The sequence below is a fragment of the Streptococcus parasanguinis genome, assembly GCF_001069785.1.
GTDB lineage: Bacteria > Bacillota > Bacilli > Lactobacillales > Streptococcaceae > Streptococcus > Streptococcus parasanguinis_T.
In genome coordinates this window covers 1-22501 of sequence record NZ_JVSR01000031.1, presented here as the reverse complement: position 1 = coordinate 22501, position 22501 = coordinate 1, and the positions used below count along the sequence as shown (strand labels likewise).

Genomic DNA, 22501 nt, shown 5'->3' with positions numbered 1-22501 from the left:
TTCCTTAGGTGAGTACGGACGTCAGCGAACTTCTTCGAAGTTCCATGACTAATTATTGAGCCTAGGGTCTCAATAATTCCGAGTGCCTGAAACGTTATTGTTTCAGTCACTTTTCTCACAGCGGAAAGTTTCGGCATTTTTTTGAATCGATTTAAAAATTGGAACTCATTTTTATTTCTTTGCAGAATCGCTTTACTTATTTAACTTTAAAATAGTTTGTCTACATTCTAAATATCCGGAGCAATCCGGCTTTTTTTGTGATGAACAGCAAGTAACAAAAGTAAGAGGATGAGAATAGATGTTCGGAAATCAAGCGTTTTCAAATAAAATTGCAAGAGTTTCCAGGAAAATATTGAAGTAAAACCGAAAAAATAGTAAAATGGAAGAGCTGATTGCAGCAATTCAACTGTTCTGCGTTCTCCTTTTTGGAGAAGTGTTCTACATTAGAAAATGGAGTATTCTATGAAGAAAAAAATTATCTTGAAAAGCAGTATCCTAGCGGTCGCTGCAGGTCTTAGTGTTTTTGCGATCAATAGCGTTTTTGCAGACGAATTGCCTGTGCAGTTCATGGGCGTCAATGACTTCCACGGTGCCTTGGAACAAACAGGGACAGCTCGTTTAGAAGGCGAAACTGTGAAAAATGCAGGAACAGCCCCACTTTTGGCAACCTACTTGAACGATTCACAAAAAGACTTTGAAACGGAGAATGCCGGAACGCCTAATGCCAGCATCCGTGTGCAAGCGGGAGATATGGTCGGCGCTAGTCCAGCTAACTCTGCCCTCCTTCAAGATGAACCAACTGTAAAAGTCTTCAATGAAATGAACTTTGAATACGGAACCCTTGGTAATCACGAGTTTGACGAAGGACTTGGTGAATTCAACCGGATCATGAAGGGAGAAGCCCCAACACCTGGTCAATTCAACAAGATCGTCGATGAGTATCCTCATGAAGCTTCCAAACAAGAAGTTGTCATTGCCAACTTGGTTGACAAAGATACCAATAAAATCCCATTTGACTGGAAACCTTATACCATCAAAGAAATCCCAGTCAATGACAAGACCGTTAAGGTTGGATTTATCGGGGTTGTTACGACAGAATTCCCAAATCTTGTTTTGCGTAAAAATCATGAACAATACCGCGTTTTGGATGAAGCAGAATCGATTGCCAAATATGCGCGTGAATTAAATGACCAAGGGGTCCATGCGATCGCTGTCTTGGCCCACGTTGCTGCCACTAGTAAGAATGGTGTAGCAGAAGGTCCGGCTGCAGACATGATCAAAAAATTAAACCAAATCTATCCTGAAAACTCAGTGGATATCGTCTTTGCAGGTCACAACCACCAATATACAAACGGGATGGTTGGAAATACCTTGATCGTTCAAGGTACGTCTCAAGGGAAAGCTTACTCGGATGTCCGTGGGGTCCTAGATACGGATACAGCTGACTTTGTCAAAGCTCCAACTGCTAAAATTATTGCTGTAGATCCATCGAAAGGCAAAGCAAAAGATACCAAGGTTCAAGCGATCATCGATGATGCCAATGCGACAGTTAAAAAAGTAACAGAAGCAAAAATCGGTACAGCAGACAAAGCTGAAAATATTACCCGTGAACTGAATGCACAAAAAGAAAGTGCTGTTGGAGATTTGGTCACAGCAGCGCAACTAGATATTGCCAAAAAATCAGGTTATCCAGATGTTGACTTTGCCTTCACCAATAATGGAGGAATCCGTGCAGACCTCGTGGTGAAACCAGACGGAACAGTCACTTGGGGTGCAGCTCAAGCAGTGCAACCATTTGGAAATATCCTCCAAGTAGTAGAAATCACTGGGGACCAAATCTACAAAGCTTTGGACCAACAATATGATGAAAAAGAGCTCTACTTCTTGCAAATGGCAGGGATCAAGTACACCTATACAAAACCAGCTGATGCAACAGAAGAAAATCCATATAAGGTCGTGAAAGCTTACAAGGCAGACGGAACCGAAATTGATCGCAACAAGACCTACAAGGCAATTATCAACGACTTCTTGTATGGTGGCGGAGATGGCTTCTCAGTCTTCCGTGATACAAAATTGATCGGTGCGATTAATCCAGATACTGAAGTCTTTATCCAATACATCGAAGATGTGAATAAGGCAGGGAAGAAGTTGTCTGCTTCAATCTTGGGTAACAAGACCTTTGTGGAAAAAGTGGAAGAAGAAACACCTACTCCAGAACCACAACCAACCCCTCAACCAACTCCACAACCTACTCCAGAACCACAGCCAGCGCCAGTTGATCCAGAAAGTCCTGTAAATCCAGTCCATCCTGTAGCTCCAGTGTCTCCTGTTACCCCAACTCCTCAACCTGAAAGCCCAGTAACTCCAGCGCAACCAGCTGCAAGCGAAACAAAAGAAGTGGCAACAAACAAACCAGTTGCTGTCACTTATCATACGGGTGGACAAACAGAAGTAGCTGCTACACCAGCAACTGGTCTTCCAAAAACAGGTCAAGATGAATTGGCATCAACAGTCCTTAGCCTCTTTGGTATGACCTCATTAGCTTTAGCAGGCTTTGTAGCTAGCAAAAAACGTGAAGGTTAAGTTCTTCATCCGTTAACTTACCCTAAAAAACGTCCGTTCTATAAAGAAACGGACGTTTTTGATGTCTTAGGCTGTTTTCTCCACCCAGACACTGCGGACAAAGAAAATGCTGATGAGGGCAAGGGCTAGGAAGATCCCTGCAACATAATAGTAGGGTTGGTCGAGAGTTGTTGAACGACCAGAGAGGTTAACAATGCCTCGGTAGAGGGCTCCAGCAGTTGCCGTGGCGACAGCTGAGTTCCAAAGATTAAGAGTGATTCGAGAAAGGCCTTTTACTACTAGTTGCAGAGCCACTAGTAGGGCGCCACCGATCAAAGGAATCAAGAAGAGGTAGTGCATGAAGGCAGAGGTTTCGCCAAAACTAAAGTGTTCGTAGATACGACTTCCGACAAAGAAGAAAGCCGAGATAAGAATGTACCATAGGATGGTCTTTTTCAAGCGTTTTTTGATAGGATTAGTAACCGATGTAGACAATGTCACTCACCGCCCTTTCTGAGATAGTACCATTTGTTGTTGGTTTGTTAATGACTTGGCCATTGAAGTAAAGGGTAGAAGATCCACCCCCATCCAGGTTGTAGGCTGTTTTAACGCCATACGATTTCATCACTTCCGCTAATTGGTAGAGAGAAAGCCCTTCACTTTCTGAAGTCCGTCCGTCTGACACGACGATAATGTAGTGGTTTTCATCGATGATCCCAATCGCTGTCCGTGGGTTGGATGCCATAGATTGCCCGACCTCTGAGTTGGTATCGACGGTAATTTCTCCATTTTCAACTAAGGAAGGACCGAAAGCGAGGAGATTGACGACCCCGTCCTTGACCAATTGATCCGCAGAGATCTCATCTTCGTAGATAATTTTGAAGGATCCATCCTTGTAAATGGCTAGGTCACCATTGCTTGAATCTTCCCGAACGGTATCACGGTAGACCACTCCATTTCGGATGACGTATCCTGTACTGTTAGCCCCGTAATAGTCACCATTCACTGCCAGAATGGCACTGTTGTTGGCGGCTGTGACAGAGGTCTTAGCAGTCACGTTGGTTCCGTAAGTATTTTGTGCAAAGGCTGTTTTGAGGTAGTCAGATGAGCTGACTGTGATATCTGCGATGTAAACCTGGGTATTTTCAACCGTTTTTTCTGTTAGGCTCACCTGGATATTGTCATCTGAATAGCTAGTATCGGTCGTTGTAGCCGATGCAGCTGCTTTTTTGGTTGCCTTGGTGTCCGTAGTCGTAGCTTTTACAGTTTGGATGGCATCGGATAAGACAAAGGTCTTGAGCATAGAGTAGCTAAAACTGCTGGTCAAAAGAAGGCCAAAGCAGGCAGCATAGGTGTAGGATTTTTTAAAGAATTTCATGGTGGGGAGCAGTCCTTTCTTTGAAGATCACTTTTTTCTGGATCACCCATGAGACCAGAAAGAGGAGGAAGCCGACGACAATCTTACTGATCAGGAGATTGAGCCCGAAAGCAGTATAGAAGAGTCGAATAAAGAGCGTATCGAGAATAAAGAGGCCAAGAGCTAGACCAAAGTAACCACTTCCGGTTTTAGCGACGCTGTCTTTGTTCTTAAAGACCAGGTGCTTATTGGTCGAGTAGTTAAAGATGGAACTCGTCACACGAGCGATCCCATTGGCTAGGAGAATGCGAAGACTAATGGGCACGGCCATCATCACGAAAAGGAAGAAGGCGTAGACTAGATAGTCAACGATAAAACTACTCAGAGAGGAGAGGGCAAACTTAAACATGTCCTTGTAGATCATGAGGCCATCTCGAATAGGTCGGAAGTGGGATCCTTCGTTGTCATTGATGTAGACCGTCTCGATGGGAACTTCCACGATGGGGAAGGATTTGCTTGCTGCGAGGAGAACATTCATTTCATATTCATAACGCTGTCCTTCAACCTCAAGCATGAAAGGCAAGAGATTCGTAGTGAAAGCCCGTAAGCCCGTTTGGGTATCGCTGACCGCCACACCGGTTTGTTGTTTGAAGAGAAAGCGGGTCAATTTATTCCCGAAAGCAGAACGCAAAGGAACTTTTCCAGAGAAGGCGCGTGCTCCTAGAATAAGTGTTCCAGGATGCTCTTGAGATTGGTTAACAACCCTGAAAATATCCCAAATTTTGTGCTGACCGTCTGCATCAGCTGTAACAATGCTTCCATAGGTACCTCTTTCTAGGATGTAGGCATAAGCAGTCTTGAGAGCTTGCCCTTTTCCTTGGTTGTGCTTATGAGTCAGAACTGTCGCAAGACCCTCTAATTTGTCAAAAATCACTTTCTTGTCAGCGTCACTCCCATCGTCGACAACGATGATGTGGAGATCGCTCTTAGCGTGGACCAAGCGAACCAGTTTGACAAGATTCAGATCTGGTTGATAGGCGGGGATGATAAGATAATTCATAATCGTTCCTCGTTTCTTGAGATTTGTTGTAGCTAGTATAAAGACTCAAGCTTAAAGCTAACTGATATCAGTTTTCTTTAAGGAAAGGAGAGGAAGAGTGGGGATAGTTTCTACTATAAAATGTCATTGTCTTAGTGCATTTCTTTCTTTTTCCTCGAAGGGACGTCCAGAATCATTTTTCAAATCCTAAAGATAATTCTTGCCTTTGTTCGAAAAGTCTGGTATAATAGTTTCTTGTGAGTAAACCTCACTTACCCCTTGCAAAGACAGGGGGTCATTAGTCCAAAAGGAGGAACATTATCAATGGCTAAATACGAAATTCTTTATATTATTCGTCCAAACATTGAAGAAGAAGCTAAAAACGCTTTGGTAGCACGTTTCGATTCTATCTTGACTGACAACGGTGCAACTGTTGTTGAATCAAAAGATTGGGAAAAACGTCGTCTTGCATACGAAATCCAAGATTTCCGTGAAGGACTTTACCACATCGTAAACGTTGAAGCGAACGACGCTGTAGCTCTTAACGAGTTCGACCGTCTTTCAAAAATCAACGGTGACATTCTTCGTCACATGATCGTAAAAGTTGACGCGTAAGAAATCATCCGAGGTGACTTATGATTAATAATGTTGTACTTGTCGGTCGTATGACCCGTGATGCTGAACTTCGCTACACTCCAAGTAATCAAGCAGTTGCTACTTTCAGCCTAGCTGTCAACCGCAACTTCAAGAGTCAAAATGGAGAGCGCGAAGCCGATTTCATCAACTGTGTGATCTGGCGTCAGCAAGCAGAAAACTTAGCCAACTGGGCTAAGAAAGGTGCTTTGATTGGGATTACCGGTCGCATTCAAACACGTAATTACGAAAACCAGCAAGGTCAACGTGTTTATGTCACTGAAGTCGTAGCAGACAGCTTCCAACTATTGGAAAGCCGTGCAGCACGCGAAGGGCATGCAGGTGGTGGCTATTCATCAGGCAACGGTGGTTTTGCTGGAAATGCAACCCCAAGCTTTGGTGGATCTGAACCAAGCAATGCAACGCCAAACTTTGGTCGTGAAGAAAATCCATTTGGAGCGAATCCAATGGATATCTCAGACGACGATCTTCCATTCTAAGAATGGGTTTAACGAATTAAAACTATAAAGGAGAATTAAACATGGCTCAACAACGTCGTGGCGGATTCAAACGCCGTAAAAAAGTTGATTACATCGCAGCAAACAAAATCGAATATGTCGATTACAAAGATACTGAGCTTCTTAGCCGTTTCGTTTCAGAACGTGGGAAAATCCTTCCTCGTCGTGTAACTGGAACTTCAGCGAAGAACCAACGTAAAGTAACAACAGCTATCAAACGCGCTCGCGTAATGGCTTTGATGCCTTTCGTAAACGAAGATTAAAAAAAAGACCCGTAAGGGTCTTTTTTTCATGAGCTTGAAGACAAGAGAGCGAATTAAGACCCAAACGGGTCTTTTTTTCACGAGCTTGGAAATGTAAGGGCGAGTTGAGGTCCAGTGGACCTCTTTTTCAGACCCATTGGATCTTTTTTTGCGAGCATAGAAATGTGATAGTGTGTTAGGTCCGTGTGAAGCTCTTTGAACTTTCCCAAGCTCTGATTATGCTATAATGAGGGGAGAAAGGTATCAAGGAGGGAACTATGAAGGAAGGTGTAATCATCAGGAGGATGATAAAGGCAGATATTGAGCACATCTCTCAAGCTTTTATCCACCAAGGGTGGCCGGGTAGAGAGGATATCTTGACTAGCTATTTTCAGGAGCAGGAGAATAGAGAGAGGGACGTATTAGTAGCTGAGTCGGATGGATTTGTGGCAGGCTATATCACTATATTGCCTGCTGCCAAGCACGGCCCTTTCGTGGGAGTCTATCCTGAACTATCTGATTTTAATGTTTTTGAACCATTTAGAAATCGAGGGATTGGGAATCAACTCTTAGAGGAGGCAGAAAAAAGAGTCTGGCTACTATCAGAGATTGTTACTTTAGGGGTTGGTTTACACTCGGGTTATGGTCCAGCTCAAAGACTGTATGTCAAACGGGGCTATATCCCAGATGGATCTGGGGTTTGGTTTAGGGATCACCCCTTGGCCCCTTACAGTTCTTGTGAAAACAATGATGACTTAGTCCTCTATTTTTCAAAAAGATTGAACAGGGAAATACAGTAAAACAAAAACGGATGAAAACTTCATCCGTTTCTTTTTAACGTCGAGTTGCGGGTGCTGTGCTCGAACTTTTAATATTAAAGCGTTTCTTGAGGTAGAAGCGAAGGACAAGCGCTAGAGCTCCTAAAACGATGGCAAAAACATCTGGAATAGTTGGGTTGAGGACTTGTGGAAGTAAGGAGGTAAAGGACAAGACGATGACCCAAAGGAACATGACTCCGACAAGAATCGGCATGGATTTCCAAAGAGAGGGACGCTCACTGCGATCTTTTGTGCCATCCATATACTGATAGAAGAAGTAGTACATGAGATACAAGAGCAGAGCCCCTGTCAAACTTCCAAGGATTAAGGTGATCAACCCATAGCCAGTACGACGCGGTGCAACCAAGTTCATAAAGGCGCTAATCGCAGCAAAGACACCAAAGATAAAGAGGAAGGAATCCAAAATCATAAGAGAGGGAGCATCGTTTAATTTCGGATGCTCTTTTTCATAGCGTTCTTTCTCGCTGAAAGAATTCGCCCAAACAGTTGGAGCTCCAAAAAGAGTCCGTGCCGGAATCCCTTTTCCTTGGTTTTCATGGATAGCTGGAAGGATTTCTTGGATGAGGCTTTCTGCTTCTTCCTCTGATTTCCCGTTTTCAAGCAATTGGTGTTTGGCGATGCGGATAAATTCTTGGTTTTTCTTGCTGAGTTGATTCAAATCAAATTGAGACATAAATACTCCTTAGTGTTATTAGTAGGTGTTAGAACCATTTTTTATGGATGAGGTAGACGACGAGAGAACCGGTCAGGGCAAAAGCGATGAAAATGATGAGCCAGAAGGCGTTTGGTTCTCCATTGAGCGGTAATTCATTGTCTTTGAAGTTCATTCCGTAGGCCGAGAAAATCATGGTTGGGATGGACATGACGATGGTCACCATGGCCAAGGTCTTCATGATGTTATTCTGGTTGTTGGAGATGATTGATGCGAAAGTATCGGTCATGGAGTGTAGGATATTTCCATAAATATCCGCCATCTCAATGGCCTGCTGGGTTTCGATCAAGGTATCTTCCAGTAGATCTTCGTCTTCTAAGTATTTCTTGATGTTACTAGTGGCGCTGGTCAATTTCTTGATCACGCGCTCATTGGTTTTCAGAGAGGCCTTAAAGTAGACGATGGTTTTTTCCAACTCCATCAATTCAATCAGCTCTTCATTACGCGTTGATTTGTGCAATTGACTTTCAATTTGCTCGCTTTTGCGATCCAAGGTACGAAGCGCTGACAAGTAGAGTTCAGCGTTGCGATAGAGGATCTGAAAGATAAAGCGTGACCGCATAAAGGTATAGAAATTCCGCAAGCGTCGGTTGATAAAGATATCGAGAAGCGGCAATTTCTCCAAGCAAGTCGTGATAATAGCCTCTTCTGTCAGGATAATCCCTAGCGGAATGGTCACGTAGTAGGTCTGATTGTTCCGCTCTTCCTTGATGGGAACGTCGACGATGATCAAGGTATACTCATCTTCGATGGTCATACGGGACATTTCTTCTGCATCGAGTGGTGCCCGTAAGTCTGCAATATCGATATTAAAAGCAGAGGCGATTTCCATCGATTCACTTTGAGAAGGGTTCACAAGGTTGATCCAGCTACCGGGTTCCAGCGTCTCTATTTCTTTAAATTCAGTCGTTGTCGATAAAAAGACCTGTTTCATGGTGCCTCCCCTTGTTTTTTTACACCTTAACATTATATCAGAAAAAGGACGGTTTTGGATAAAAGAATACTAAAAAATTTGTTATAATGGAGGTTAACAAAAAGGTGATTAGAGTAAGAATATGCAAGATAAAATTGTCATTCATGGGGCACGCGCCCATAATTTAAAAAATATAGACGTGGAAATTCCACGGGACAAATTAGTCGTGGTGACGGGTTTGTCTGGATCTGGAAAGTCCAGTCTGGCCTTTGATACCCTCTATGCAGAAGGTCAGCGCCGCTACGTAGAGAGCTTATCGGCCTATGCCCGGCAGTTCTTGGGAAATATGGAAAAACCAGATGTCGACTCCATTGATGGCTTGAGTCCAGCCATTTCCATCGACCAAAAAACGACCAGTAAAAACCCCCGTTCTACAGTAGGGACGGCAACAGAGATCAATGACTACCTGCGCTTGCTCTATGCGCGTGTAGGGACGCCTTATTGTATCAATGGGCATGGAGCGATTACGGCTTCTTCGGTTGAGCAAATTGTCGATCAAGTCTTGGAATTACCAGAGCGCCAACGCCTGCAAATTCTAGCTCCTATTATTCGCAAGAAAAAAGGCCAGCACAAGAATATCATTGAAAAGGTGCAAAAAGACGGCTATGTCCGGGTGCGGGTCGATGGTGAGATCTATGATGTGACAGAGGTTCCAGAACTATCTAAAAGCAAGCAGCACACGATTGAAGTAGTTGTGGACCGAATCGTGATTAAAGAGGGCATCCGCTCGCGGCTCTTTGATTCGATTGAAGCAGCCCTTCGGATTGCGGATGGTTATGTGGTGATTGATACCATGGATGGTAAGGAACTGCTCTTTTCTGAGCATTATGCTTGTCCAGTCTGTGGCTTTACCGTTCCTGAATTAGAGCCCCGCCTCTTTTCTTTCAATGCACCTTTCGGATCTTGTCCAGACTGTGATGGGCTGGGCATTAAGCTAGAGGTGGACTTGGATTTGGTGGTGCCAGATGATCGCTTAACACTTCGTGAAGGAGCACTTGCTCCTTGGAATCCGATCTCTTCCAACTACTATCCACAGATGTTGGAGCAAGCCATGATCCATTTTGGCGTTGATATGGACCGACCTTTTTCCGATTTTTCTCAAGAAGAAAAGGACTTGGTCCTCTATGGGTCAAACGGGAAGGAATTCCACTTCCACTATGAAAATGAGTTTGGTGGGGTTCGCGATATTGAGATTCCTTTTGAAGGGGTCGTAAACAATATTCACCGTCGTTTCCGTGAGACCAATAGTGATTTCACCCGCAACCAAATGCGCTCTTATATGAACGAATTGACCTGTGCGACCTGCCATGGCTACCGTCTCAATGACCAAGCTCTCTCTGTTCGTGTCGGAGGAGAAAAGGGGATGCATATTGGGGAAGTGTCAGATCTATCGATTGCGGACCACTTAAAAGCCGTGGACAAGCTGGTCTTAACGGACAATGAAGCAACAATTGCAAGACCGATCCTAAAAGAGATTAAGGATCGCTTGACCTTCTTAAACAATGTGGGGCTCAATTACTTGACCCTGTCACGATCGGCTGGGACCTTATCAGGTGGAGAAAGCCAGCGCATTCGTTTGGCAACCCAGATCGGTTCCAACCTCTCTGGGGTCCTTTATATTTTGGATGAGCCGTCTATTGGCCTCCATCAAAGGGACAATGACCGCCTGATTGCTAGCCTCAAGAAGATGCGCGATTTAGGCAATACCTTGATCGTCGTCGAACACGATGAGGATACCATGAGAGAGGCAGACTATCTGATCGACGTCGGCCCAGGTGCCGGTGTCTTTGGGGGAGAGATCGTTGCGGCTGGAACTCCAAAGCAGGTGGCTCGCAACAGCAAATCTATCACGGGTCAGTACTTGTCCGGCAAGCGCAAGATTCCGGTTCCAACAGAGCGCCGTTCGGGGAATGGCCGCTATATTGAAATTACAGGGGCCAGTGAGAACAACTTACAAGACATCACAGCACGCTTTCCTCTGGGCAAATTCATCGCAGTCACTGGAGTTTCCGGTTCTGGAAAATCGACCTTGATCAATGGCATCTTGAAAAAAGCCATCGCTCAAAAGCTCAACCGCAATTCGGAAAAACCAGGGAAATACAAGACCATTCAGGGGATTGAGCATATCGATCGCTTGATCGACATTGACCAAAGCCCGATTGGTCGGACTCCTCGTTCTAATCCAGCGACCTATACAGGCGTCTTTGATGATATTCGCGATCTCTTTGCTCAGACCAATGAAGCCAAAATTCGGGGCTATAAAAAAGGTCGCTTTAGTTTCAATGTCAAGGGCGGGCGTTGTGAAGCCTGCTCAGGAGATGGGATCATCAAGATTGAAATGCACTTCTTGCCAGATGTCTTCGTCCCTTGTGAGGTCTGCCATGGACGTCGTTACAATAGTGAGACCCTCGAAGTCCACTACAAGGAAAAAAATATTGCAGAAGTGCTGGATATGACGGTCAACAAGGCAGTTGAATTCTTCAAGCACATTCCAAAAATTGAACGCAAACTCAAGACCATCCAAGATGTGGGCTTGGGCTATGTAACGCTGGGGCAACCAGCGACCACCCTTTCAGGTGGGGAAGCGCAGCGGATGAAGTTGGCTTCTGAATTGCACAAGCGCTCTACAGGAAAATCCTTCTATATCTTGGATGAACCAACGACCGGACTCCATACCGAAGACATTTCTCGCTTGATCAAAGTCTTAGAGCGATTTGTGGATGATGGCAATACGGTCCTTGTGATTGAGCACAATTTGGATGTCATTAAGACCGCAGACCATATCATCGATTTAGGACCAGAAGGCGGTGTCGGTGGTGGAACCATTATTGCGACTGGAACACCAGAAGAAGTAGCAGCAAATCCTGCTAGCTACACAGGACAATATTTGAAAGGAAAATTACAATGAATCAACGGATCAGCAACTTAAGAAACAAAATGAAAGCCCAAAACCTCAAAGCGGTATTGATTAACAATTTGAAAAATGTTTATTATTTGACCAATTTCTGGGGTTCAAACGGGACCGCTTTGGTGACAGAAGAACGCGTGGTCCTCTTTACGGATTCGCGCTACACCATCCATGCCCATGCGACTTGTTTCCCCTTTGTAGAGATTGTGGAAACCCGCGATGAGTTGACTGCAGCTGCAGAGATCGTTAAGGACCTTGGAATCAAAGAACTTGGTTTTGAGGACGAAGTGACGGTGGCCTACCATGCCCGTATGGCTTCTGTTTTCAGTGGCATCAGCCTTCAATCCCTAGCGAACTTTGTGATGGAATTGCGCTTGATTAAAGATGAAACGGAGATTGCGGCCATTAAAAAAGCTTGTAGTATCTCTGACCAAGCCTTCCATGATATTTTAGACTATATCAAGGTAGGGAAAACGACAGAGTTGGAAGCAGCGACTTTCCTCGATTTTAGAATGCGGGAGTTGGGAGCTTCTGGTGTATCTTTCGATATTATTTCAGCAGCTGGTGAACGCTCTGCCATGCCTCACGCGACTCCAAGTGATCGGGTCATTTCAGCAGGAGATGCCTTGACCCTTGATTTTGGTTGCTTGTATGATCACTATGTCAGTGATATGACACGGACTATCTATGCAGGACATGTCAGCGACAAGGAAAGAGAAATTTACGAAACCGTTTTGAAAGCCAATCAAGCCTTGATTGCTGCGGCTAAAGATGGACTTGGCTTCCGTGATTTTGATAAAATCCCACGTGATGTGATCGAGGCAGCCGGCTATGGTCAATACTTCACGCATGGAATCGGTCATGGAATTGGGCTAGATATCCACGAAGAGCCATACTTCAGCCAAACTTCTAAAGAAGCGATTCAAGCAGGGATGGTCTTGACAGATGAGCCAGGGATTTATATCGAAGGCCTCTCTGGTGTGCGGATCGAAGATGACCTCTTGATCACAGAAACTGGCTGTGAAGTCTTGACTCTTGCTCCTAAAGAATTGATTGTCCTATAAAATAGACAGTATTTTCTTAACCCCTGTGTAACAAACAAAGATAAGAAAAGAGGCCTATGAAAAAACGAAGTGTAATAGTTGGAATTCTTCTAGTAGTCCTGCTATTTGTATTTGCTCCTTCTGCCCATGCTGGTGTCGGCAATACGCATAGTGGTGGTAGTAGCACTATTCATTCTGGCGGTGGTGGTGGTAGTAGCTGGTCTGGAGGGGGAAGTAGCTGGTCTGGTGGCAGTAGCTGGTCTGGTGGATCCAGTAGCTACAGTTCTGGTTCTGGAACAGACTCTGATGGTGTAGTAGCAATTTTTGCTATCGTTGGATTGATTGGATTTATCTATAATATTGCAAAAGAAGCTAATGATAGTGATGAATCATTCTCTTCAAATAGTGGTCCAAAACGGACAACCGAAGAACGGGCTGGTCGACCAATTGAAAACAACTATGAAGCGATTCGCCGCATCCGAAAACTGGATCCAATGTTTGATGAAGACCGGTTTTTGTCGCAAGTCAAGCTGGTTTATCTTCAATTGCAGTCTGCCTGGACAGAAAAAGATTGGAATTCCGTGCGGAATATAGAAAGTACGAGTCTTTATGAGCAACACTTGACGCAGTTGCAAGAGCATATTCGTGCCAAAACAACCAATGTTCTAGAGCGCGTATGTGTGGAAGATTCCAAGATCAAAGACTTTATCGAAAATCCAGAAGGCAATGACCGCATTGAAGTCATTCTGTCATCGACGATGAGAGATTACATTCGAAGTGATGAAACGGGCCGTGTGATCGAAGGGGATCCAACCAAAGATCTCTTTACCGTATACCGCATGGTCTTCCTCCGTGAACATGGAGCTCAGACAGAGATCATTAAGAATTCAGAAGTCGTTAGTGATCACTGTCCAAACTGTGGTGCGCCACTGACGATTGATTCAATCGATAAGTGTGAATATTGCCAAGCATCCTTGAAGCACAATCCAAAAGATTGGGTCTTGGATGTCTACGAAGTTGTGGATGAAATTGAATTCTACAGATAGGAGAATGTATGGGATTTATTAAAGCAGCCCTTTCAGCGGGCATTTCAAGTTTTCAAGATAGTAAATTTAAGGAAGCCATTACCTTGCCAGAAGCTGTTCCAGCAACAGCTTTGGCCATTAAGGGACAGCTCTTGACCAAAGATCCAGATGGGCGCTCTCGCCAGAGCAACCAAAATACAGGTCTATTGACAGATGGCTCTGTTGTCATTGTTCCTCAAGGCTATGTTGCTCTCTTGGTCAATAATGGAACTTTTTTAGGAGACCTTCTAGAAGCAGGGAGCCACGAATGGCAAGCCGGTGAAAATGCCTGGTTGTTTGAAAAGGGTGGTGTGAAAGGAACTTGGGATCAGTTCAAGAATCGCTTCTCCTTTGGAGGCCAAGTGGTCACCCAACAAGAAATTATTTTTGTGCGGATGCAACCTTTTACAGGAAATAAATTTGGCACTCAAAATCCAGTCGAGTACTTTAGCGACCGTTACCAACAACTTCTTAGCATTCGTTTTTATGGTCTTTATGATGTTAAAGTGGCAGATCCTGTACTCTTTTACATCAGTGCAGTCAGTCGTCAAATCACTGCAGATAAGCCATTTACCTTGGAAGATGTGGCTCAGGGAACCTTGCGCCAAAATCTAGCACCAAAAATTGCAGTGGCCATTTCAAAATATACGGCTGAAAATAAGGCAGACATCTACAATATCAATGCGGACCAAGATGTCTTCAATGAAGTTGCAAAACGCGAAGTCAACAAAACGTGGACAGAATTATATGGTATCGAATTAACCAATGTCCTCATCGAAGATTTGAGCTACGATGCAGACAGTATGGCCAAGGTCAATAAACTGGACAGTGAATTGGCAGCGATGAAGTACAATACCATTGAAATCGAAGAGCGTCGTGCTCGCAATGAGGCCTTGGTCGCAGCTGCTAAAAATGAAGGTGGCAATGGCATGAACATGATTATGGGGATGAACTTGGGTCAAGCACTTGGCAATGACCTTCAAAAGCAAGCCTCTCCAGCTCAAGACAAGCCTCATACCTTCTACATTGAAGTAGATGGAAAATATGTCCATGTCACCAAAGATGCTGATGGCAATATTGTGCCTGTAGACCAATAAGGAATTGTGAAGCTGGTGGTGGAAATGTAGAGATTCTAAGGACTCGTTCCTACAATCTCTCTCCGCCTTCTAGCCTTCCTAAAAAGAGAAAATTGCTGTTTGAGAAAAATCAAATAGTGTGTTACAATAAAGAGTAATCTATTTTTAAAAAAGAGGTAATAAAACATGATCGAAGCAAGTAAATTGAAAGCTGGTATGACTTTTGAAACAGCTGACGGAAAATTGATCCGCGTTTTGGAAGCTAGCCACCACAAACCAGGTAAAGGAAACACTATCATGCGTATGAAATTGCGTGATGTCCGTACTGGTTCAACATTTGATACTAGCTACCGTCCAGAAGAAAAATTTGAACAAGCGATTATCGAAACTGTTCCAGCTCAATACTTGTACAAAATGGATGATACAGCCTACTTCATGAACACGGAAACATATGACCAATATGAAATTCCAGTTGTGAACGTAGAACAAGAATTGCTTTACATCCTTGAAAACTCAGAAGTAAAAATTCAATTCTACGGAAGCGAAGTAATCGGTGTAACAGTTCCTACAACTGTTGAATTAACTGTTGCAGAAACTCAACCATCTATCAAAGGTGCTACAGTGACTGGTTCTGGTAAACCTGCTACAATGGAAACTGGTTTGGTCGTAAACGTTCCTGACTTCATCGAAGCTGGACAAAAATTGGTCATTAACACTACTGAAGGAACTTACGTTTCTCGTGCATAAGAGACATCTCAGGGTGTCAAATAGAAAGGAACTTCTATGGCAACTGAACAATTTGGTGACATCGTTATTGCACCACGTGTATTAGAAAAAATTATTGCGATTGCGACAGCAAAAGTAGAGGGTGTCTATTCGCTTGAAAACAAGAGTGTTTCAGATAGCTTATCCAAACGCTCCCTTGGACGTGGCGTCTACCTTCATACAGAAGAAGATGGTCAAGTTTCAGTAGACATCTATCTCTATTTAGAATACGGAGTGGCTGTACCATCTGTCGCTGTAGCCATTCAAAAAGCGGTCAAGTCTGCAGTTTATGATATGGCAGATGTAACCTTGGATGCTGTCAACATTCACGTTGTTGGTATCGCAACGGAAAAATCTCCAAAACCAGACTTGAAAGATTTGTTTAATGAGGACTTCCTCAATGACTGATGAAATTTTATTAGAATCACGTCGAGATTTGCGTGAGCGCGCCTTCCAAGCCTTGATGGCCTTGGAATACGATGGAGACATTGTTGAAGCTTGTCGTTTTGCTTATCTACATGATAAGGACCTAGCAGAAGACAAAGAAGTCGATCTTCCTGCCTTTCTCATGAATCTCGTGACGGGTGTCTACCAATCCAAAGATCAACTGGACCAGCAAATCGGTCAACATTTGAAAACCGGCTGGACTGTTGAGCGCTTGACCTTGGTAGAGAAAAACATCCTTCGTCTGGGAATTTACGAAATGACAGAGTTTGATACACCACAGATCGTCGCAGTCAATGAAGCGGTGGAATTGGCCAAGGCCTTTTCAGATGAAACCTCTTCACGATTTGTCAACGGTGTCCTCAGTCAATTTGTGACAGAAGAATAATTAAAAAAGAGCCGATGGCTCTTTTTTTGTGAAAAATATCCCCACAGTTTCTACTGAGGGGATACTGCTTTTAGACACTTTTTCCAGAGTGGAGACTAACGGGCAAGAAATAACCGGTAGTCGCTACTTTTTTTCCTTCGATCTTTTGGAGTAAAAGATCCACCATGAGGATAGCAATGTCTTCGAGGGGTTGTTGGATGGTTGTCAGTTCAGGTGTATAGGTCTCAATGAACTGGGTTCCATCATAACCAATCACTTTCAAATCCTGGGGAATCTGAATATCTAATTCTCTAGCGACTTTCATGATCAAGATCGCCGTCAAATCATCGGAGGCGAAAATGGCATCTGGTTTGTGGTGGGTTAAAATCTGTTTGATTTCCATTTCTTTGCGAATAGGGGAGAAATCACTGGAAACATTAATGATCATGGACTCAGGTAGAACCGATGCAAACCCCGCATGACGCAAGCCTGTTGGGGAGTTGGAGTTGTCATTCCCTGTGATCATGATAATATTTCGGGCTCCGGTTTTTACTAAAGTTTCTGCTGCAAGCACCCCGCCAGCGTAGTTGTCTGAAGAGACAACCGGAATTTCTGGGGAGAGGTTGCGGTCAAAAGCAATGATAGGAGCAGTTACCCGGTTGTAATCTTCAATGCCCAAATTATGACTTCCTGAAATGATGCCATCTACCTGGTTAGCCTCCAACATCTCAATATATTCGCGCTCTTTTTCGGAGTCGTGTTCACTATTGCAGATGATGGTTTTATAGCCGTGTTTGAAGAGTTGGTGCTCTAGTTTGTCGATTAATTCAGCATAGAAAACATTGCTGATGTTGGGAAAGATCAAGCCGACTAACTTGGCTGATTTTCCTTGGAGGCTACGAGCAACATTGTTAGGTTTATAGCCCAATTCTCGCATGGCTTCTTGGACTTTTTGGATCGTTTTTTCAGACAGGTATCCTTTTTTATTGATGACCCGTGAGACAGTAGTAGGGCTGACACCGGCGAGTTTGGCGACATCAGTTAGCTTTGCGACCATAATCAAGTTCGTAGTAAGTTCCAGTAGGGTTTCCAGACTTGATCAATATTCCATTTTGATCCGCATGTGGGTAGACCCGACCAGAAAATACTTTTTCTCCTTTATTGATAAAGATTTCAAAAATTGAATTGTCAATGAAAATATTAGCGGTTGTGGCTTGGTTAGCGATTGGGCAGCTACGGCTCGTACCGAATTCTTGGGCATATTGCTCACCTGCCTGGCTACGATCGACTGTGACCAATCCTTTAGCCAGATCAAATGTGAGAGCTAAGCCCTTTCCTTCTGCATCGGCAAAGAGGACGATTTCGTTCTGGCTATCCTTTTCAAACTGCAATTCCAATTCATAGCAGTTCTTGGTTTGTGCCTTGTTGGCAAATGCCTCACTCTCAGCGCGCAAGTCCTTGATCGCTTCAACTGGGTATTGGTAGAGTTTGCCATCTTTGATGGTTAATTCTTTGACCAGTGAGAGAGCTCCTTGGTAGTCATAGGAATCTGTTGGATAAGAAACGTCTGGAAGACCTAGCCAGCTGACAGCATAGGCACGTCCATCGGGTGCATTAAATCCTTGAGTCGCATAGGCTTCAAAACCATAGTCGAGATTATGCAATTCAGATACATCAACCATTTTGGTCTTTTCTGGGTCAAAGTTTGCCCCGATCTTGTACATATTTGGGTAGATATTGTCATAATCGAGAACTGATTTATATAAGCCTTGAGGGCAGTAGAGGAGAACGGGTTGGTCTCCAACAAAGACTAGGTTGGGACATTCCATCATATAAGCTGTCCGATCGTTTGCAAAATCCAAGTCACCGACTGCAACCCAGTTGGTATAGTCGTTATCTACAGCCTTATAGAGACGGATGAATCCTTTCTTCTCAAGGTCTTGGCCACCAACGATAGCGTAGTATTGACCCTTGAAATTAAAAATCTGTGGGTCACGGAAGTGATCCGTAGAGTCAGCCGGTTGATCAATCAAGATTTTGTCAATTTTTTCAATCTTGCCGTCCTTGTCCATCAAAGCACCGACTTGGTAAGGATGACGAACCCATTCTGCATCCCGAACATTTCCAGTGTAGAATAGGAATAGTTTGTCACCAAACTGCATGGCTGATCCGGAATAAGCTCCATGACTATCCAAATCTGTGTCTGGAAGAAGCGTTACCCCAGTTTCTGTGAAATGAACCAAGTCTTCACTTTCTGTTTGTACCCATGATTTTAACCCATGGGCTGCACCAAATGGGAAATTTTGGTAAAACAAGATCCATTTTCCATCAAAGTAGGAAAAACCGTTAGGATCATTTAAGAGACCAGCTTTTGGCTCAACATGATAGTGTGTATGCCAAGGAGATTTGGCCATATGATCTTGGATGGCTTGCTTTTCCTCTTTTGTCCAGTCTTCGTAACGTCTGTAACGACGTTCAGTTGTCCATTCCATTTTATTCCTCCGAATTTTTTCTTACTTCCATAGTACCGATTTCCTATTAAAAATGCAAGCGATAAATGAAAAAAATGGCAAAAAATGTCAAGCGATTGACAGCTATTTTGCAGCCTGAAGAAAAGAGGAGGATTTGAAAATTTATGAAAATATGAAAGAAAATGAAAATAAAACTCTGATTCAAAGCGCTAAAAAGCGTAGTAAAGGCCTGTTTTAAAATGAAAATAGTTTCATACTGTCAAAAGGTGTCAAAAAGTCCAAAAAAGTTTCAAAAAAATCCTGCAAAACGCTTGACATATTTTCAATACGTGGTACAATTAAAAACGTAGAAACGATTTAACCGTTTACATTACAAAAAATAAGGAGATTTACTTTATGGATTACAATAAAGTAGCCAAAGAGGTTATCGAAGCAGTCGGTAAAGATAACCTTGTTGCGGCAGCACACTGTGCGACACGTCTACGTTTGGTATTGAAGGACGATAGCAAAGTTGATCAAGCTGCACTTGATAACAATGCAGATGTCAAAGGAACCTTCAAATCAGATGGTCAATACCAAGTGATCATCGGACCTGGAGATGTAAACTTTGTTTATGAAGAGCTGATTAAAGCGACTGGTTTGAAAGAAGTATCAACAGACGATTTGAAACAAATCGCTGCAAAAGATAAGAAATTCAACCCATTGATGGCCTTGATTAAACTCTTGTCTGATATCTTCGTTCCAATCATTCCTGCCTTGGTTGCAGGTGGTCTCTTGATGGCCCTTCGGAACTTCTTGACTTCAGCTGGCTTGTTTGGACCTAAATCATTGGAAGAAATGTACCCAGCTATCAAGGGTCTTTCAGCTATGATCCAATTGATGTCAGCTGCACCATTTATGTTCTTGCCAATTTTGGTTGGTATTTCTGCAGCCAAACGCTTTGGAGCAAACATCTTCTTGGGTGCTGCGATCGGTATGATCATGACCACACCAGATCTTGGTGGGGCTACTAAATTCTGGGATATCTTTGGTTACAATGTAGCACAAACAAACTATGCTTACCAAGTTATTCCTGTCTTAGCAGCGATCTGGATCTTGGCGCATTTGGAAAAATTCTTCCACAAGAAATTGCCATCAGCTGTTGACTTTACCTTTACTCCATTGCTTTCTGTGATGATTACTGGTTTCCTTACCTTTACAGTGGTTGGTCCAGTGATGCTTTTGGTATCAAACGGAATCACAGATGCTATTGTATGGTTGTATAACACAACAAGCTTTATCGGTATGACAGTCTTTGGTGGAACTTACTCATTGATCGTTATGACAGGTCTTCACCAATCATTCCCAGCTATCGAAACACAATTGCTTTCAGCATGGCAAAAAGGTGCGGGTCATGGAGATTTCATCTTCGTTGTCGCATCAATGGCCAACGTAGCGCAAGGTGCTGCAACTTTTGCCATCTTGTTCTTGACGAAGAGCGAAAAAACCAAAGGTCTTGCATCTTCTGCAGGTGTGTCTGCCCTTCTTGGTATCACAGAACCAGCCCTCTTCGGGGTTAACTTGAAATACAAATTCCCATTCTTCTGTGCCCTTATCGGTTCAGCAGTGGGTGCCCTCTTTGCAGGTCTTCTCCAAGTAGTTGCTGTTTCACTTGGATCAGCAGGTTTCCTTGGATTCCTTTCAATCAATGCAACATCCATCCCATTCTACCTCTTGTGTGAAGTGATTGCCTTTGCGGTAGCCTTTGCATTGACTTACTTCTACGGTAAGACAAAAGCAGCAGATGTGTTTGCTGCAGAAGGAAATGTAGCAGCAGCAGAAACTGCTGAAAAAGCAGAAGCCAAAGAAGTAGCAGCTGCTTCTGAAGAAGTTGAAGCAACACTTGCAGATGAAGTGATTGTAACTCCTATCGTTGGTAGTACAGTAGCGCTTGCTGATGTGAATGATCCTGTCTTCTCAAGTGGTGCGATGGGACAAGGAATTGCCATCAAACCAACTGAAGGCGTTGTCTATGCGCCAGCAGATGCTGAAGTAACGATTGCTTTTGCGACTGGACATGCTTACGGTTTGAAAACAGCTAATGGTGCTGAAATCTTGATCCACGTTGGGATTGATACAGTATCAATGAACGGTGAAGGATTTGATCAAAAAGTAGCTCAAGGCGATAAAGTTAAAGCTGGTGATGTCCTTGGTACATTTGATGCAGCGAAAATTGCCGCAGCTGGTCTTGAAGACACAACCATGGTGATCGTCACTAACACAGCTGACTTTGCTTCTGTCACACCTGTTGCAACTGGATCTGTTGCGAAGGGTGATGCGATCATCGAAGTTAAAGCTTAATCGAAACAATAAGTTCTCAAGGACTGGTCTATCATCTCCAGTCCTTGAATTTTATTTCTCAAAAAAAGGTGTGTTTTTTCTTTAGAGAAGAGAAAAAGATTGACTACAAAATATGCTATAATAAATACAGGATATTTTTCATAATAAAAAAGGAGCCAACATGACAAAATTATATGGAAGTTTGGAAGCTGGCGGTACAAAATTTGTTTGTGCGGTTGGTGATGAAAACTATAATGTTGTGGAAAAAGTACAATTTCCAACAACCAAGCCAATTGAGACGATTGATAAGTGTATTGAATTTTTCTCAAAATTTGAGGATCTAGTTGGGCTTGCGATTGGTTCATTTGGACCAATTGATATCGATCCAAATTCAAACACTTATGGTTTCATCACAACGACTCCAAAACCAAATTGGGCCAATGTAGATATCGTTGGGGCTTTCCGTCGTGCCTTGAATGTACCTATCTATTTCACGACAGATGTAAATAGCTCTGCCTATGGAGAAGTGGTCGCACGCAATAACGCGGGTGGCCATATCGAAAACTTGGTTTACTATACAATCGGAACTGGGATCGGAGCTGGTGTCATCCAACGTGGTGAGTTTATCGGGGGAGCTGGACACCCAGAAATGGGACACTACTATGTGGCTCAACACCCAATGGATGTGGAAAAAGAATTCAAGGGTGTTTGTCCTTTCCACAATGGCTGTTTGGAAGGCTTTGCGGCTGGTCCTAGTCTGGAAGCTCGTACAGGTATTCGAGGGGAAAACATTGAACTCAACAGCAATGTATGGGATATTCAAGCCTACTACATCGCACAAGCAGCAGTGAATGCGACAGTTACCTTCCGCCCAGACGTCGTTGTCTTTGGAGGAGGAGTCATGGCTCAACAACATATGTTAGATCGTGTTCGCACGAAATTTACTGCCCTCTTAAACGGTTACCTCCCTGTACCTGATGTGAGAGATTATATTGTGACACCTGCAGTTGCTGGCAATGGTTCAGCGACCTTGGGGAACTTTGTTCTTGCAAAAGAAGTGAGCGAGAAGCTTAAAAAATAAGAAGCAATTGTCTCTTAGTGGTTAGAAACAAGAGCGAGGAGGCTGGGACAAAAGTCCTAGCCTCTCAATTATTTTTGGATTGTCGAGC

The 22501-nt window shown here is 43.6% G+C and carries 21 protein-coding genes; 14 read left to right on the top strand and 7 right to left on the bottom strand.

Going from position 1 to position 22501, the window contains the following annotated elements:
• The first annotated feature begins 462 nt into the window (after positions 1-462).
• On the top strand, positions 463-2583 hold the full coding sequence (locus tag ADG03_RS02310; protein WP_049471844.1) for a surface-anchored 5'-nucleotidase: 2121 nt from the start codon (positions 463-465) through the stop codon (positions 2581-2583).
• A 66-nt stretch (positions 2584-2649) separates the two neighbouring features.
• On the opposite strand, the gene ADG03_RS02305 is transcribed toward ADG03_RS02310, so the two are convergent.
• The 3 genes from ADG03_RS02305 to ADG03_RS02295 are packed head-to-tail and all read right to left on the bottom strand — an operon-like array spanning position 2650 to position 4979.
• On the bottom strand, positions 2650-3057 hold the full coding sequence (locus ADG03_RS02305; RefSeq protein ID WP_080976909.1) for a hypothetical protein: 408 nt from the start codon (positions 3055-3057) through the stop codon (positions 2650-2652).
• Complete coding sequence (locus ADG03_RS02300) at positions 3038-3940, bottom strand: phosphodiester glycosidase family protein (RefSeq protein ID WP_049471842.1); 903 nt, start codon at positions 3938-3940, stop codon at positions 3038-3040. The genes ADG03_RS02305 and ADG03_RS02300 overlap by 20 nt, the downstream gene beginning before the upstream one ends.
• Complete coding sequence (locus tag ADG03_RS02295) at positions 3927-4979, bottom strand: bifunctional glycosyltransferase family 2/GtrA family protein (protein WP_049471841.1); 1053 nt, start codon at positions 4977-4979, stop codon at positions 3927-3929. Before ADG03_RS02295 ends, ADG03_RS02300 begins: the two co-directional genes overlap by 14 nt.
• A 303-nt stretch (positions 4980-5282) precedes the next feature.
• Between ADG03_RS02295 and rpsF the strand changes: the two genes are divergently transcribed.
• The 4 genes from rpsF (at position 5283) to ADG03_RS02275 (ending at position 7151) form a co-directional block, all read left to right on the top strand.
• Positions 5283-5573 carry a 30S ribosomal protein S6 gene (gene rpsF, locus ADG03_RS02290; protein WP_003005040.1) on the top strand — a complete coding sequence of 97 codons (291 nt, stop codon included), beginning with the start codon at positions 5283-5285 and terminating at the stop codon, positions 5571-5573.
• Positions 5574-5593: 20 nt separating this feature from the next.
• Positions 5594-6091, top strand: a complete 498-nt coding sequence (locus ADG03_RS02285) for a single-stranded DNA-binding protein (RefSeq protein ID WP_049471840.1) — start codon at positions 5594-5596, stop codon at positions 6089-6091.
• Positions 6092-6132: 41 nt separating this feature from the next.
• Complete coding sequence (gene rpsR / locus ADG03_RS02280; RefSeq protein WP_000068664.1) at positions 6133-6372, top strand: 30S ribosomal protein S18; 240 nt, start codon at positions 6133-6135, stop codon at positions 6370-6372.
• A gap of 257 nt (positions 6373-6629) precedes the next feature.
• Positions 6630-7151: a GNAT family N-acetyltransferase gene (locus tag ADG03_RS02275; protein ID WP_049471839.1), complete on the top strand. Its 522-nt coding sequence runs from the start codon at positions 6630-6632 to the stop codon at positions 7149-7151.
• A gap of 34 nt (positions 7152-7185) precedes the next feature.
• On the opposite strand, the gene ADG03_RS02270 is transcribed toward ADG03_RS02275, so the two are convergent.
• A complete protein-coding gene (locus ADG03_RS02270) occupies positions 7186-7863 on the bottom strand; it encodes a DUF1129 domain-containing protein (protein WP_031576885.1) in 678 nt (225 codons plus the stop codon).
• Positions 7864-7891: 28 nt separating this feature from the next.
• Positions 7892-8836: a magnesium transporter CorA family protein gene (locus ADG03_RS02265; protein ID WP_031576884.1), complete on the bottom strand. Its 945-nt coding sequence runs from the start codon at positions 8834-8836 to the stop codon at positions 7892-7894.
• Between the two features lie 121 nt (positions 8837-8957).
• Here ADG03_RS02265 and uvrA point away from each other — a divergent pair, with 121 nt between their 5' ends.
• The 7 genes from uvrA (at position 8958) to nusB (ending at position 16563) form a co-directional block, all read left to right on the top strand.
• The gene (gene uvrA / locus ADG03_RS02260; protein WP_049471838.1) at positions 8958-11783 is read left to right on the top strand and encodes an excinuclease ABC subunit UvrA; all 2826 of its coding nucleotides are present in this window, start codon (positions 8958-8960) and stop codon (positions 11781-11783) included.
• Positions 11780-12847 (top strand): M24 family metallopeptidase, encoded by a 1068-nt coding sequence (locus ADG03_RS02255; protein WP_049471837.1) that lies wholly within the window; start codon positions 11780-11782, stop codon positions 12845-12847. Before uvrA ends, ADG03_RS02255 begins: the two co-directional genes overlap by 4 nt.
• Positions 12848-12903: 56 nt before the next feature.
• Positions 12904-13872, top strand: coding sequence for a TIM44-like domain-containing protein (locus ADG03_RS02250; RefSeq protein WP_049471836.1), 969 nt, complete (start codon positions 12904-12906; stop codon positions 13870-13872).
• A gap of 8 nt (positions 13873-13880) precedes the next feature.
• A complete protein-coding gene (locus ADG03_RS02245; RefSeq protein ID WP_003008607.1) occupies positions 13881-14987 on the top strand; it encodes an SPFH domain-containing protein in 1107 nt (368 codons plus the stop codon).
• 165 nt (positions 14988-15152) lie between these two features.
• Positions 15153-15713: an elongation factor P gene (efp, locus tag ADG03_RS02240; RefSeq protein ID WP_003005479.1), complete on the top strand. Its 561-nt coding sequence runs from the start codon at positions 15153-15155 to the stop codon at positions 15711-15713.
• A gap of 36 nt (positions 15714-15749) precedes the next feature.
• Positions 15750-16139: an Asp23/Gls24 family envelope stress response protein gene (locus ADG03_RS02235; protein ID WP_003005404.1), complete on the top strand. Its 390-nt coding sequence runs from the start codon at positions 15750-15752 to the stop codon at positions 16137-16139.
• Positions 16132-16563: a transcription antitermination factor NusB gene (nusB, locus tag ADG03_RS02230; protein WP_003008602.1), complete on the top strand. Its 432-nt coding sequence runs from the start codon at positions 16132-16134 to the stop codon at positions 16561-16563. Before ADG03_RS02235 ends, nusB begins: the two co-directional genes overlap by 8 nt.
• Before the next feature lie 70 nt (positions 16564-16633).
• Here the strand turns inward: nusB and ADG03_RS02225 are convergent, their stop codons facing one another.
• Positions 16634-17599, bottom strand: a complete 966-nt coding sequence (locus ADG03_RS02225; protein ID WP_049471835.1) for a LacI family DNA-binding transcriptional regulator — start codon at positions 17597-17599, stop codon at positions 16634-16636.
• Positions 17580-19034 (bottom strand): sucrose-6-phosphate hydrolase, encoded by a 1455-nt coding sequence (locus ADG03_RS02220; protein ID WP_049471834.1) that lies wholly within the window; start codon positions 19032-19034, stop codon positions 17580-17582. The genes ADG03_RS02225 and ADG03_RS02220 overlap by 20 nt, the downstream gene beginning before the upstream one ends.
• Positions 19035-19409: 375 nt before the next feature.
• Here ADG03_RS02220 and ADG03_RS02215 point away from each other — a divergent pair, with 375 nt between their 5' ends.
• Together ADG03_RS02215 and scrK are read left to right on the top strand one after the other, a co-directional pair.
• On the top strand, positions 19410-21353 hold the full coding sequence (locus ADG03_RS02215; protein ID WP_049471833.1) for a sucrose-specific PTS transporter subunit IIBC: 1944 nt from the start codon (positions 19410-19412) through the stop codon (positions 21351-21353).
• A 160-nt stretch (positions 21354-21513) separates the two neighbouring features.
• The gene (gene scrK, locus ADG03_RS02210; RefSeq protein WP_049471832.1) at positions 21514-22413 is read left to right on the top strand and encodes a fructokinase ScrK; all 900 of its coding nucleotides are present in this window, start codon (positions 21514-21516) and stop codon (positions 22411-22413) included.
• The last annotated feature ends 88 nt before the right edge of the window (positions 22414-22501 follow it).

Bases quoted from the DNA above. Each gene is read 5' to 3' on its own strand.
- ADG03_RS02310 (WP_049471844.1), top strand. From the start codon at position 463: ATGAAGAAAAAAATTATCTTGAAAAGCAGTATCCTAGCGGTCGCTGCA.
- ADG03_RS02300 (WP_049471842.1), bottom strand. From the start codon at position 3,940: ATGAAATTCTTTAAAAAATCCTACACCTATGCTGCCTGCTTTGGCCTT.
- ADG03_RS02295 (WP_049471841.1), bottom strand. From the start codon at position 4,979: ATGAATTATCTTATCATCCCCGCCTATCAACCAGATCTGAATCTTGTC.
- rpsF (WP_003005040.1), top strand. From the start codon at position 5,283: ATGGCTAAATACGAAATTCTTTATATTATTCGTCCAAACATTGAAGAA.
- ADG03_RS02285 (WP_049471840.1), top strand. From the start codon at position 5,594: ATGATTAATAATGTTGTACTTGTCGGTCGTATGACCCGTGATGCTGAA.
- rpsR (WP_000068664.1), top strand. From the start codon at position 6,133: ATGGCTCAACAACGTCGTGGCGGATTCAAACGCCGTAAAAAAGTTGAT.
- ADG03_RS02275 (WP_049471839.1), top strand. From the start codon at position 6,630: ATGAAGGAAGGTGTAATCATCAGGAGGATGATAAAGGCAGATATTGAG.
- ADG03_RS02270 (WP_031576885.1), bottom strand. From the start codon at position 7,863: ATGTCTCAATTTGATTTGAATCAACTCAGCAAGAAAAACCAAGAATTT.
- ADG03_RS02265 (WP_031576884.1), bottom strand. From the start codon at position 8,836: ATGAAACAGGTCTTTTTATCGACAACGACTGAATTTAAAGAAATAGAG.
- uvrA (WP_049471838.1), top strand. From the start codon at position 8,958: ATGCAAGATAAAATTGTCATTCATGGGGCACGCGCCCATAATTTAAAA.
- ADG03_RS02255 (WP_049471837.1), top strand. From the start codon at position 11,780: ATGAATCAACGGATCAGCAACTTAAGAAACAAAATGAAAGCCCAAAAC.
- ADG03_RS02250 (WP_049471836.1), top strand. From the start codon at position 12,904: ATGAAAAAACGAAGTGTAATAGTTGGAATTCTTCTAGTAGTCCTGCTA.
- ADG03_RS02245 (WP_003008607.1), top strand. From the start codon at position 13,881: ATGGGATTTATTAAAGCAGCCCTTTCAGCGGGCATTTCAAGTTTTCAA.
- efp (WP_003005479.1), top strand. From the start codon at position 15,153: ATGATCGAAGCAAGTAAATTGAAAGCTGGTATGACTTTTGAAACAGCT.
- ADG03_RS02235 (WP_003005404.1), top strand. From the start codon at position 15,750: ATGGCAACTGAACAATTTGGTGACATCGTTATTGCACCACGTGTATTA.
- nusB (WP_003008602.1), top strand. From the start codon at position 16,132: ATGACTGATGAAATTTTATTAGAATCACGTCGAGATTTGCGTGAGCGC.
- ADG03_RS02225 (WP_049471835.1), bottom strand. From the start codon at position 17,599: ATGGTCGCAAAGCTAACTGATGTCGCCAAACTCGCCGGTGTCAGCCCT.
- ADG03_RS02220 (WP_049471834.1), bottom strand. From the start codon at position 19,034: ATGGAATGGACAACTGAACGTCGTTACAGACGTTACGAAGACTGGACA.
- ADG03_RS02215 (WP_049471833.1), top strand. From the start codon at position 19,410: ATGGATTACAATAAAGTAGCCAAAGAGGTTATCGAAGCAGTCGGTAAA.
- scrK (WP_049471832.1), top strand. From the start codon at position 21,514: ATGACAAAATTATATGGAAGTTTGGAAGCTGGCGGTACAAAATTTGTT.